General features: G+C 38.9%; 8 protein-coding genes. 4 read left to right on the forward strand and 4 right to left on the reverse strand.

The window, feature by feature from the left end; all coding sequences use genetic code 11:
• Positions 1-89 precede the first annotated feature (89 nt).
• On the reverse strand, positions 90-2636 hold the full coding sequence (locus VZD24_RS00260; RefSeq protein WP_342686677.1) for a DUF559 domain-containing protein: 2547 nt from the start codon (positions 2634-2636) through the stop codon (positions 90-92).
• A 191-nt stretch (positions 2637-2827) separates the two neighbouring features.
• Here VZD24_RS00260 and VZD24_RS00265 point away from each other — a divergent pair, with 191 nt between their 5' ends.
• From VZD24_RS00265 to VZD24_RS00275, 3 genes are all read left to right on the forward strand, one after another.
• Positions 2828-4405 (forward strand): T9SS type A sorting domain-containing protein, encoded by a 1578-nt coding sequence (locus VZD24_RS00265; protein WP_342686676.1) that lies wholly within the window; start codon positions 2828-2830, stop codon positions 4403-4405.
• A 93-nt stretch (positions 4406-4498) separates the two neighbouring features.
• Complete coding sequence (locus tag VZD24_RS00270; protein WP_342688749.1) at positions 4499-6574, forward strand: M1 family metallopeptidase; 2076 nt, start codon at positions 4499-4501, stop codon at positions 6572-6574.
• Positions 6571-7485 (forward strand): patatin-like phospholipase family protein, encoded by a 915-nt coding sequence (locus VZD24_RS00275; protein ID WP_279447414.1) that lies wholly within the window; start codon positions 6571-6573, stop codon positions 7483-7485. Before VZD24_RS00270 ends, VZD24_RS00275 begins: the two co-directional genes overlap by 4 nt.
• Positions 7486-7500: 15 nt before the next feature.
• Here VZD24_RS00275 and VZD24_RS00280 read toward each other — a convergent pair whose 3' ends face one another.
• Both VZD24_RS00280 and VZD24_RS00285 read right to left on the reverse strand, forming a co-directional pair.
• Entirely contained in the window at positions 7501-8025 is a 525-nt protein-coding gene (locus VZD24_RS00280; RefSeq protein ID WP_342686674.1) for a DUF7935 family protein, read from the reverse strand.
• A gap of 67 nt (positions 8026-8092) precedes the next feature.
• The gene (locus VZD24_RS00285) at positions 8093-9709 is read right to left on the reverse strand and encodes an FMN-binding glutamate synthase family protein (RefSeq protein WP_279447416.1); all 1617 of its coding nucleotides are present in this window, start codon (positions 9707-9709) and stop codon (positions 8093-8095) included.
• 162 nt (positions 9710-9871) lie between these two features.
• Here VZD24_RS00285 and VZD24_RS00290 point away from each other — a divergent pair, with 162 nt between their 5' ends.
• Entirely contained in the window at positions 9872-12193 is a 2322-nt protein-coding gene (locus VZD24_RS00290; protein WP_279447417.1) for an ATP-dependent helicase, read from the forward strand.
• Between the two features lie 6 nt (positions 12194-12199).
• Here the strand turns inward: VZD24_RS00290 and VZD24_RS00295 are convergent, their stop codons facing one another.
• Entirely contained in the window at positions 12200-13072 is an 873-nt protein-coding gene (locus tag VZD24_RS00295) for an alpha/beta hydrolase fold domain-containing protein (RefSeq protein ID WP_342686673.1), read from the reverse strand.
• Positions 13073-13160: the final 88 nt, after the last annotated feature.

A 13160-nucleotide genomic window follows, 5' to 3' on the forward strand; every position in this document is an offset into this window, starting at 1 on the left:
TAATGGGTTTTTATTTTTTTTCAAATGTAATCAAAAGACATTGTTTTTTTAGATTTATTTTTAGAATTCAGTATCGCTATGTTATTCTTTTATGAAATATAATTCCAAATATTCCGATATTTCACAAGCTGTGCATAGGTGTTCTTTATAGGAATATTTTCCGTGGAAGTGAGGTTGGGGTCTGCTTTTAAGATTTGGGCGGCATAGCTTCGGGCTATTTTTAATATCTCTGAATCTTTTACAATATCTGCAATGCGAAGGTTTAATACGCCGCTTTGCTGGGTGCCCATAATATCGCCGGGGCCGCGTAGTTTTAAATCTACTTCGGCAATTTCAAATCCGTCGCTGGTACGCACCATGGTGGCCAAACGGGTTTTTGCGTCTGCCGAAAGTTTGTGGCTGGTCATTAAGATACAGTAGCTCTGTTCCGCACCGCGACCCACACGACCACGCAACTGATGCAATTGCGAAAGCCCGAAACGTTCCGCGCTTTCAATAATCATTACACTGGCATTTGGTACATTCACGCCAACTTCAATTACCGTGGTGGCGACCATAATATGGGTTTCGCCTTTTATAAATCGGTTCATTTCGTATTCCTTGTCGGCAGGTTTCATCTGTCCATGCACAATGGATACTTGATACTTCGGCTGTGGAAATTCGCGCACAATACTTTCGTACCCGTCCATCAAATCCTTGTAATCCATTGTTTCGCTTTCCTGTATTAAGGGATACACAATATACACCTGCCGGCCCTTGTTAATTTCATCCTTTATAAAGCGAAAAACCTTTAGTCTATTTGCATCAAAACGGTGTACGGTTTTAATGTCTTTTCTGCCCGGCGGAAGCTCGTCAATTACACTAATATCCAGGTCGCCATAAACGCTCATGGCGAGGGTGCGGGGGATGGGGGTAGCGGTCATTACGAGAATGTGCGGAGGGATAGCCCCGGCCCCTCCAACCTCCCCCGAGGGGAGGCTTTTTAAAATAGTTTCTATTTTTTTTAACGAGGCATCGATATTGCCTATTATTTCTTCATTTGTGAACCGTAGTACTTTAAACTTCAGTTCTTTTAAAATTTGCGTTCTTAGTTCATCAGCTTCTTTTTGTTGTGGGTGGTTGTGATAGCCTCCATCTACTTCAATTATCAGCTTTTTTTCGAGACAGACAAAATCGACAATAAACTCATCTATGATATGTTGTCTTCTGAATTTATAATCAAGTTTTTTGGTCCGTAAACAATCCCATAAAATTGCTTCTGCTTGGGTTGGTTGCTTCTTGTTTTTTTGCTGAAGCTCTTTCAGCAAGTTATAAGTAGATGACCTAGCTGTCATGTACTTTTTACGCACCCTAGCTGCTTCCTCCCTCAGGGAGGATTGAGGTGGGCCTCCCTTATGCCATAATTTACTTCTTTGTTCAACTCCAAAACGGTGTTGCTCATCCACAATTGCAAGCCCTAAATTTTTAAATTTCACCTTGTCTTCCAATAGGGCGTGAGTGCCAATTAAGATGTTTAATTCGCCGTTTTCCAATTTTTCATGAATCTCTCTTCTCTTTGAAGTTTTAGTTGAACCAGTTAAAAGTTCTATACTGGTATTGAGGTTTTTACATAAATCAATTAAACCGTTATAATGTTGGACTGACAAAATTTCAGTAGGCGCCATTAAACAGGCTTGAAAACCATTGTCAATAGCTATTAACATTGACATGAGCGCTACAATTGTTTTGCCAGAACCCACATCGCCCTGCAAAAGTCTATTCATTTGCGCATGGCTACCCAAATCATTGCGAATTTCTTTAACAACTCGCTTCTGCGCATTGGTTAAATTAAAGGGTAAATGTTCTTTGTAAAAAGTATTAAAATTATGCCCTATTTTATCGAAAGTATGGCCCTTGATTTTTGATTTATGGATGAGGTTTTTCCGAATTAATTGCAGTTGAATATAGAATAATTCTTCAAACTTTAATCGGTATTGTGCCCGTGCTAAATGCGCCTGACTTTTTGGAAAATGTATATTGAAAAGTGCTTCCTTTTTCGACACCAATTTTAGCTGTTCCAAAAGTGTTTTTGCAAGTGTTTCGGCGAAGGCATTTTTGCTCTCTAAAAATAGTTGTTGCATCAATCCGTTTATCACTCTATTTGTAATCCCGCTATTGCTTAATTTTTCGGTTGAAGGATAAACGGGCTGCATGGCAGAACGAATGCTTTTTTCATGTGCCTCCAGCAATTCCATTTCGGGATGTGGCATGGAAAAACTACCGTTGAAATAATTGGTCTTTCCGAAAACTACATACGGAACGTTGAGCTTTAAATTGTCGCGAATCCATTTTTGACCACGGAACCAAACCAATTCCATGCTGCCTGTTTCATCAATAAAAGTTGCAACCAATCGCTTTCCTCTTTTCTGTTCCACACTTTTTATGTGGGTAATCTTTCCCACAATTTGCACCTCGGCATTGGTTTGTTGCAATTGACCAATTTTGTAGTATTGCGTTCGGTCCAAATATCTATTCGGAAAAAGATTCAGCAAATCCTGAAAGGTATGAATGCCCAATTCTTTTTTTAGCAAATCGGCCCTATTCGGTCCTACGCCTTTTAAATAATCTATTGGGGTTTGTAAAAAATTATTATTCATAAATTTGGCTTGCAATTTTCTCCAAATAAAATCGCGCTAATTGCAACTAATGTACTTAAAAAGATATATTTGTTAAAACATTGGCTAATTTAAACATTCCAATTCACCCAAAGTCCATCGTAAAAACATAAACTATTTCAGGAAGTCTATTTGGACCTTGCAACTTCCTAAAAATCAAACCTTATTTAAAGATGAAAAAAAACTACTTTCTTTTTGCTTTAACGCTTTTGCTCCAAATGTCGGTATTTGCGGCAGCGCTAAGTACTCCGGAACTAACAACCAGGCTAACGGAAGATTATCCCCTCGAAATGCCCGTTTTAAAACCGTACCCAATTTATATGAATGCATCGGTAGATTTGCCTGATAGCATTTCGGAAGTGATTGTAAACATTAATGGCACAGATTACCCCGCAGTGGCTGAAACAGGGTTTTATTATTATTTATGGACTCCCGCTAATTACGGAGCGCATACAATTGTAATTACCGCGAAAACTACTAACGGCGATGAAGCTACACTAACGCGAAATATTACCGTGAATGAAACTTCAACAACCCAAGTAGTGCGAAGTTTGGAAGATGTAGTAATTGAATTTACCGGTCAAAACGACCGTTGGTACTACGGAATGCACACCTTTCCGCAATTTGTTGGCGCATACAACGATTTAAATGCTTTTTTAGAAGTTGAATGTCCAAATATTTCAGGTGGTTGCGACGACTGGGATCGTTGGGCCTTTATAGATGTAAAGGCACCGGACGGCAATTGGATTCAGCTTATTAGATACATCACACCTTTTGGAGTAGGGTGCAATCACCAATTGAATATTACTGATTATTCGTCTCTGCTGCAAGGTGAAGTAGAAATACGCGTGTTTATTGATACGTGGGGCACTGGTGGCTGGCAGCTTACCTTAGACACAGAATATACCGCTGGCGCGCCTCAATACGCTTACAGCAATGTAGTAGAGGTTTGGGACGACGGTTACGCCTTTGGCGATCCTGCAAACTTGCAACCTGTTGAAACGTTTAGTGTAGCTATTCCTGCGCAGGTTGAAGCTTCGCATTTGCGTGTTTCTAACACGGGTCATGGCTGGGGCGCTAACAATACTGCAAACGCAGCAGAGTTTTTTAATGCATATCACTACTTTGATATTGATGGGGTTGAAACCTTTGAGCAGCATCTTTTTAACTCCTGTAATCCCAATCCGGATAACTGTACGGGCCAGCAGGGAACGTGGCAGTACAACCGTTCGGGATGGTGCCCGGGAGCAATTTCGCCACCACATATTTACGATTTTACACAGTATGCAGGAACTACATTTAATTTAGATTACCGCTTTCACCCATCGTATCAGGATTTTTGTCACCCAAACAATCCCGATTGTGTTTCGGGACAAACTTGCCCCGATTGTAACGATGGCTATAACCCAATTTATTATGTAGATACACACATAATTAACCAAAGTAACAACCCAATGGTTTACGGCAACATTTTGGGTGTGAACAGCATAGACAATACCCAGATTTACGATATTTCTGTATTTCCGAATCCTTCTAATGGAATATTTCACATAAAAACCAAGTATCCTGAAACCATTTCACGATTGACCATTAATACTGTTGATGGCAAATCTGTAAAGGCTTATTACTTTCAATCGGTTGCCGAATTAAACAATTATTCTTTCGATGTTTCTAACTTATCAAGCGGTGTTTACTTCATCAATCTTGAAAATAGTTACGGTACCGGCGTTAAAAGGATTATATTAGAATAGAAATATATTTCACAGACTTTTAAAAAGGTTATTTTTGAATATCAAGAATAACCTTTTTTTATGCTTTATTTTTTGAAATTAAACGCGACTAAGTTGCAGCGAAGATTTTCGGCAATACTATTTCTGCTAGTTCTTGTGTCTGCAACAAACTCAAGATTGCAAGCGCAACAAACAGCGGTTGTAGATTTTTTAAAGATTGATGCTTCCATCGGTACGGATGCTGCTGAAAAGAAAGTTGAAGGAAGATTTCTTGCCACCTTTAAGGTTTTAAAAGAAACAGACTCCATTTTTATGGATGCCGTACAAATTCAATTAAACGATATAAACTCTAAAGACTTCAGTATAACTTCCACAGAAAATAAGGTTTGGTTTATCGGTGATTTTAAAGTAGATAAAACGTACAAAGCAGTTTTTTGGTACGAAATGAAGCCGAAACAAACGGTGTATTTTTTTGAAGACCAGATTTGGACGCAGGGCCAGGGAAAGTACACTTCGCATTGGTTGCCAAGCATTGACGATGTAAACGATAAAATTGAGTTCGATTTACAACTTTTGGCACCAAGTGATAAAGTGGTAATTGCCAATGGAAAATTAATAGATGTACAAAAAATACACGAAATTAATGCTTGGCGTTTCAATATGAAAAACGCAATGTCCAGCTATTTGGTAGCCTTCGCAATTGGCGATTTCAACAAAAAAGAACTCGTTTCAAACTCTGGAATTCCTATTGAATTATACTTCAATCCGAAAGATTCACTTAAAGTTGAACCAACCTATCGTTACAGCAAACAAATCTTCAACTTTTTAGAAGCTGAAATTGGCGTGCCGTATCCGTGGCAAAACTACAAGCAAGTACCCGTACGCGATTTTCTGTATGCAGGAATGGAAAACACAACCGCCACCTTTTTTTCCGAAGCATTTATGGTGGATTCCACAGGTTATAGCGATAGAAATTACGTAAACGTAAACGCCCACGAATTGGCGCATCAATGGTTTGGGAATTTGGTGACCGCATCGGCAAACGAGCATCATTGGCTGCAGGAAGGGTTTGCAACCTATTTCGCGCTGCTGGCGGAAAGAGACGTTTTTGGCGATGATTATTATTACTGGCAATTGTACCAAACCGCAGAGCAGTTAAAGGCAATGAGCGACGAGGGCAAAGGTGAATCGCTACTAAATCCGAAAGCCAGCTCGCTTACCTTTTATCAAAAAGGGGCGTGGGCACTCCATATTTTAAAAGAATTGATTGGTGAAGAAGCGTTTAAACTAGCTGTAGCAAATTATCTTTTAAAATACCAGTTTACCAACGTTACCACCGAAGATTTTTTGGAGGAAGTGCGCGCTGCTACCTTTGTTGATATTACCCAATGGGAAGAAAATTGGTTGTATCAATCGGCTTTTCAAAGTGAAGATGCCTATCAAGCTTTGTTGAAATCGCCTTTTATAAAAAACTATTTTGAAATTTCTGCGCTTCGGGCAATGCCTATTTCAGCTAAGAAATTGCAGTTAAAAACAGCACTTACCTTTCCAAATGATTTTATTGGGCAGGAAGCCGTGTATCAATTGCTGGACGAACCGCTTTCTGAAACGCTTCCGTTGTATAAAGCTGCTTTTAACAGCAATAATCTATATGTTCGGCAGGCTATTTCACTTTCGCTCCAAACCATTCCGAAGGAGCTTCAAACCGAATACGAAAGTTTGTTAAAAGATGAATCTTATGTTACCAATGAAACGGCACTATATAACTTGTGGATGCAATTTCCCGATAAAAGAGTAGATTATCTTAACCAAACAAAAGGTGTTGAAGGTTTTCAAAATAAAAATATTAGGCAGTTGTGGCTTGCCTTGGCATTGATTACAGAAGGATATGAAACTTTAAAAAAGGAAGAGTTTTTAATTGAATTAAAAAAATATTCCTCCCCAACCTATAGTTTTGAAATTCGTGAAAAAGCATTTAATTATATAAACGAGCTTCAATTGTGGGATTTGGAAACACTTAAAAATTTGGTTGAAGCAACTGTGCACCCCACTTGGCGTTTTGCAAAAACTTCCAAAGAATTGTTGGGGGAGCTGCTTCAAAATGAAAAATATCACAATCAAATTAAAATTTTGGGCAAACAGGTTTCAGAAAAAGCGGCAAATTATTTAAATTCAATGATAAAGGAATGAGAGCGTTGGTAATATCAGGAGGAGGGAGTAAGGGCGCCTTTGCAGGCGGCGTGGCGCAGTATTTAATTCAAAAACTTAATTATAAATACGATCTTTTTGTTGGCACATCTACGGGTAGTTTGCTTATATCGCACTTAGCGCTGGACAAGGTGGAAAAAATAAAAAACGTATATACTTCGGTAAACCAAAAGAGCATTTTTAGCAGTTGCCCATTTGTGGTAAAGAAAGATAAATTTGGCGGAAAACAAATTGGTATTGACCACCTAACGGTACTTCGAAATTTTATTAAAGGCAAAAAGACTTTTGGTGAAAGTTTAAATTTGAGAAAACTGATAGGAAAAACAGTAACCGAAGAAGAATTCAATATTTTAAAGTCTTCTGAGAAAGAAGTAGTTGTAACGGTTTCGAACCTATCGCTAAATCAAGTAGAATACAAATCGGTTAACGATTTTGAATACGCAGATTTTTTAGATTGGATTTGGATTTCTTCAAATTACACCCCTTTTATGAGTCTTGTAAAAAAAGACGGCTGCGAATATGCCGACGGCGGTTTTGGGAGTATGGTGCCTATTGAAGAAGCCATAAATCGCGGAGCTACTGCCATAGATGTAATTATTTTGGAAACGGAGATTACCTACTACAATCGCTTGCCTTCTAAAAATGTGTTTTCGCTCCTCACCAATATGCACAATTATATGGCAGACCGTATTGAAAAACAAAATATTAGAATCGGAAAATTTGTGGCTACAAACAAAGATGTAATAATAAACCTCTATTACACCCCAACGGTATTAACGACCAATTCGTTAATATTCGACAAGAATATGATGACCAAATGGTGGGAGTTGGGCTACCAATACGCCGACCATAAAAACAATGAGTTAAACGAAATACGTACCCTCGACGATTAGTTTGTGGAAAATTATTTAAAAAAGCTCGCTAACTTCTTTTTTTACAAAGGCCATGGCTTTTTGCGAGGGCGAAATTTCCTCCATAAAATGCTGTAATAACCATTCGCGCATTTTATCTACATCGCTGTTTTTTTCATTCATCGCAGCCTGACGGATAATGTGAATTGTCGCGTTTTTAGCAGCATTTATCAAATTCCAACATTCTGGCGTAATATATATTTGTTGGGTTAAATTATGGTCGTATTCCTGTTCAATATTTTTTACCAACAAGCTTTCATAATCGTCCTTTGCATCGGAAAAAGGCTTTACGCGAATTAGCAACTTTTTAGGGTCAATGCGTTCTAAAAATAGGGTTATGCGCTCGTAGGCCTGAAGTCTAAGAGGCAATACTTGCTTTTGGGCTTCTTTCTGAACTAAATATCTTCTTCGGCCTTCTTCATTGGCCGTATGGCCCTTAAAAAAAAAGTAGGCGATTAACCCCACAACAATTGCTGGTAAAAGGTAGGCTACATAGCTAATAACTTGGGTTGCTTCTTCCATTTTATTTTTAAATTAGCAACAAACTTAAGTTGTTTGCGGCACTTTGGCAAAACAGTTTACAAAAATATCAATACCTAACTTTGTTTTCTTTCTTCATTGCCTTTACTTCTTTTTTAGCTTCTTTTTCGTGGAAATTACCTCCTAAGAATTCGCATTGAGAAAGTGCCTTCATACTTTCAAAGGGCACCGCGCACTTATGATACATGAACGATTGCGATAAGGTTTTAATTAAATTTTTATCACCAACGGTCAAATCTACATCGTCCATCGTAAATTGGCAGGGATGTTCGTAACCGCAGGCGTGGGTCATTTCTAACAATTCTTTACTAAAGTTCTTAAAATAGAAATGTGCCCGCACAGATTTGTCTTCTATATTTATACCGCGCTGTAGCCACTTGTTTTGCGTGGCAACTCCACTGGGGCATTTATTGGTGTGGCACAGCTGCGCTTGAATACAGCCAATGCTCATCATTGCTTCGCGGGCTACATTTATTAAATCTACCCCCATGGAAAATGCCATGGCAGCTTTAGCGGGAAAGCCTAATTTGCCACTTCCTATAAAAACTATTTGTTGGCAGATATCGTGCTTTTTAAAAATTTTATAAATTTCTGCAAAGCCGAAAAGCCACGGAAGCGAAACGTGATCTGCAAAACTTGGTGGCGAGGCTCCGGTACCGCCTTCACCGCCGTCAATAGTTATAAAATCTGGTCCTTTGCCAGTTTCTTTCATAATTTTTGCCAACTGTTCCCATTCGCCTAAACGACCTACAGCCGATTTAATACCAACCGGCAAGCCCGTTGCTTCTGCAATGCTCTCTATAAACTCAACCATGCTTTTAACGTCAGTAAAGGCCGAATGGTTTGGCGGAGAAAGCACATCTTTGCCCAAGGGTACGTGCCTAATATCTGCAATTTCCTGTGTAATTTTTGAACCCGGTAAAACGCCTCCTTTACCAGGTTTTGCACCTTGTGAAAGTTTTACTTCAATGGCTCGTACTTGTGGATTGCTATTGACGAGTTTTACTATTTTTTCCATGGAAAAATTTCCATCTTCATCACGTACACCAAAGTATCCAGTTCCAAAATGGAAAACAACATCGGCCCCAGTTTTATGATAGGGAGAAAGTCCGCCCTCACCTGTGTTATGGTAAGCGTAGGCCATGGCGCAACCTTTGTTTAAAGACTCTACGGCGCGGGCCGAAAGGGAACCAAAACTCATAGCTGAAACATTAATAATTGATGCTGGACGATACGGTCTGCGGCGTTTATGGAATTCGCCCATAACTTTAGCACAGGGTAAAAAATAAGGGTTTTTATAGTTGGGATTATGTTTTTCAACTTTAAATGGAAGCATGGAGTTATTTATGAAAATGTAGTTGGGTTCATAAATATCGCGATCGGTACCAAAGCCTTCGTAATTGTTCTCGTTTTTTGCCGAAGCGTAAATCCATCCGCGTTCAATACGGTTAAAAGGAAGTTCCTCGCGGTTGTTGGCTACAATATACTGCCTTAACTCGGGCCCAATACTTTCGAGCAAATACCGAATATGCCCAATTAGCGGAAAGTTATGGCTAATAGTATGCCGCTTATTAAAAAATATATCGCGAATTACAACAATCGCTAAAAAAAGTAGAACCCAACCCCACCAAGGAATTTGGGAAAGAAAAGACAAGATAGAATCCATTGCTAGTTTTTTTATAAAGATATTTAAAAATATATGTTTCTAGAGAATTGTTTGGAAGTAAAAATTAGCTTGGCAACAAAATATTTGTTTATAATTAATACCAAATCCTTTTTCGAGAATGTTTCATAATAGCTATTTTCACACCTTGAAGAAAATGAAGTTTTGGAAAAATATTTAGAACAACTTAACGAAGCTCAACTTGCGCCAGTACTGCAAAAAGAAGGTGCCATGATCGTAATTGCAGGCGCCGGATCTGGGAAAACACGAGTGCTAACTTTTCGTATCGCGTATTTAATGTCTAAAGGTGTGGACCCGTTCAATATTTTGGCATTAACTTTTACTAACAAAGCGGCCCGCGAAATGAAAAAGCGTATCTCGGAAATTGTAGGGGCGAGCGAAGCAAAAAACCTTTGGATGGGTACATTCCATAGTATTTTTGCAAAAATTCTTCGTTTTGAAGCAGATAAGTTGGGCTACCCTTCAAATTTCACCATTTACGATACGCAGGATTCACAAAGCGTTATTCGCGCGGTAATAAAGGAAATGCACCTCGATAAAGACGTGTATAAATACAAACAAGTTTACTCGCGTATTTCTTCGTATAAAAACAGCCTGATTACCGTAAAAGCATACTTTAATAATCCTGAATTGATGGAGGCCGATGCGATGGCCAAAATGCCGCGATTGGGCGATATTTACCAAGCCTATGTAGATAAATGCTTTAAAGCAGGTGCCATGGATTTTGACGATTTATTGTTAAAAACAAACGAACTGCTTACCCGTTTTCCCGAGGTTTTGGCAAAATATCAAAACCGTTTTCGCTATATTCTGGTAGATGAGTATCAAGATACAAACCACAGCCAATATTTAATAGTACGGGCACTATCAGATAAATTTCAAAATATTTGCGTGGTAGGCGATGATGCGCAAAGTATCTATGCTTTTCGTGGAGCGAATATCAACAACATTTTAAATTTTCAGAAAGATTACGACCAAGTAAAAGTGTTCCGTTTGGAGCAAAATTATCGTTCTACCAAAAACATTGTAAACGCGGCAAACAACGTAATTGAAAAAAATAAAACCAGACTCGACAAAGTGGTTTGGACTGCAAACGACGAGGGCAATAAAATACTCGTAAACCGTACCATGACCGATGGTGACGAAGGAAGGTTTGTAGCGAGTTCCATTTTTGAAAATAAGATGAACCATCAATTACACGATGGCGATTTTGCAGTGTTGTACCGAACCAACGCACAAAGTCGCGCCATTGAGGATGCACTGCGTAAAAAGGACATTCCGTATAGAATTTATGGGGGTCTGAGTTTTTACCAACGGAAAGAGATTAAAGATGTTTTGGCATACCTCCGATTGCTGTTAAATCCTAAAGATGAAGAAGCGCTAAAACGCGTTATTAATTATCCGGCTCGCGGTATTGGAGGCACCACTATGGAGCGATTGATTGTGGCATCAAATCATTACAATCGATCAATTTTTGAGGTGATGAAAAACATTGAGAAAATTGATTTAAAAATAAATTCGGGTACCAAATCTAAGTTACAGGATTTTGTAACAATGATAGAAAGTTTTCAGGTGTTAAACCAAAATTACGACGCTTTCACCATAACAGAACATGTGGCGAAAAAAACCGGTTTGCTCCAAGAACTTAAAAAAGACGGTACGCCAGAGGGTATTGCTCGCATAGAAAACATAGAGGAATTGCTAAACGGAATGCGCGATTTTGTAGAAGAGCAAAAAGAAATAGCCGATGCCACAGGATCGCTTGCCGAATTTATGGAAGATGTAGCCCTGGCTACCGATTTGGATAACGACAAGGGCGATGCGGATCGCGTAGCCTTGATGACGGTGCATTTGGCCAAAGGCTTAGAGTTTCCATATGTGTATATTGTCGGGATGGAGGAAGAATTGTTTCCAAGCGGAATGAGCATGAATACGCGAAGCGAGCTGGAAGAGGAGCGACGTTTGTTTTATGTAGCCCTTACCCGTGCCGAAAAACAAGCATATCTTACCTATACACAATCGCGCTATCGTTGGGGGAAATTAATAGACGCCGAACCCAGCCGTTTTATTGAGGAAATAGACGAAAGCTTTTTAGAATACTTAACGCCAATTACCGAAAATAGATATAAACCTCTTTTAGATGCCGATATTTTTGATGAAGTAGATCATAGCAAACTCAGATTAAAAAAGCCAGTGGCAGGACGAGCTCCTACCGGTCCAACCGAGGAACAACTTCGAAAGTTGCGACGATTAAAACCTGTAGCCAGCGATACGGATAAAAATTTTAGTGCCAAAGACGCCAATTTAGAGGTAGGTACTATGGTAGAGCACGTGCGCTTCGGAAAAGGAAAAATCTTAAAAGTTGAAGGTGTAGGTGCAGACACAAAAGCTGAAATTGATTTTGAAAACGGCGGTTTAAAAAAATTACTGCTTCGCTTTGCAAAATTAAAAGTGTTGGATAATTAATTGCATTTACTGCGCAACCGCCAAATGCGTATCTATATACGTACTTATTTGCTCCTTCATATTTTCTATAGCCATTGGTGCCCAATCGCCATGGCCGCCTTCGTAAACCATAAAATTATGATCTATTTGAAAAGCAATTAAAGCTGTGTTTAACGTGTTGCCATTTGTAAGTGGCACCAAAGGATCTTCACTTCCATAAAAAAGTAGGGTGGGGCTACTATCAGCAGAGACGCGTAAAGCTGGACTTAAAACTTCCATATAATTTGTTCCCGAAGGGTACGCACTTTCATCCACCAAAGCAGCCATTAAAACAGGGAAGTTAGGGTTTTCGCTGTAAAATGGATCGGTAAAATCTGTAGGGCCAACAATATCGCCCACCATTTTAACTTGATCATCTGCATCGTACACATAATCGTACATCAGCGAGATATGCGCTCCCGCACTGGCGCCAATTAACGCAAATTCTGGCAATATCTGCAGTTCGTCTTTTTCTGAAGTTAGTTTGTTAATAACCGCATCAACATCTAAAAATTGATTTGGAAAGGCAGGAGTATCTGCATCGGCAAGTACATAGTTTATATTAACTATTGCATGGTTTGGATGCCGAAGTTTTATATACGGAATAAATAAATCCATATCGCTTTTATCGCCTTCAACCCAACCGCCGCCGTGAATTAATAGTATTACTTTAGTTTTAGATACAGATCTGTTTGCGGGTAAGTATAGATCGTATTTTTGTTGCGGGTCATTGCCATAGGAAACGTTTAAGGAAATTGTTTCGGTTAAAGTTTCGGCTTCATTGTTTTCACTGTCTTTTGAACAGGAAATAAAGCTATATTGAATTCCAAAAAAGAGAAGTAGTATAAAAAATTTTTTCATTGCGTGATTTTGCTTTGACGATAACGCCAAAAATCATATTTTATGCGAAGAACGATACCGGAAATTTTCTTTTTATAAAATTTCGAGT

It is taken from the genome of Aequorivita flava (genome assembly GCF_038742595.1).
In the GTDB taxonomy this organism is placed as follows: domain Bacteria; phylum Bacteroidota; class Bacteroidia; order Flavobacteriales; family Flavobacteriaceae; genus Aequorivita; species Aequorivita marisscotiae.

Bases quoted from the DNA above. Each gene is read 5' to 3' on its own strand.
- VZD24_RS00260 (WP_342686677.1), bottom strand. From the start codon at position 2,636: ATGAATAATAATTTTTTACAAACCCCAATAGATTATTTAAAAGGCGTA.
- VZD24_RS00265 (WP_342686676.1), top strand. From the start codon at position 2,828: ATGAAAAAAAACTACTTTCTTTTTGCTTTAACGCTTTTGCTCCAAATG.
- VZD24_RS00275 (WP_279447414.1), top strand. From the start codon at position 6,571: ATGAGAGCGTTGGTAATATCAGGAGGAGGGAGTAAGGGCGCCTTTGCA.
- VZD24_RS00280 (WP_342686674.1), bottom strand. From the start codon at position 8,025: ATGGAAGAAGCAACCCAAGTTATTAGCTATGTAGCCTACCTTTTACCA.
- VZD24_RS00285 (WP_279447416.1), bottom strand. From the start codon at position 9,709: ATGGATTCTATCTTGTCTTTTCTTTCCCAAATTCCTTGGTGGGGTTGG.
- VZD24_RS00295 (WP_342686673.1), bottom strand. From the start codon at position 13,072: ATGAAAAAATTTTTTATACTACTTCTCTTTTTTGGAATTCAATATAGC.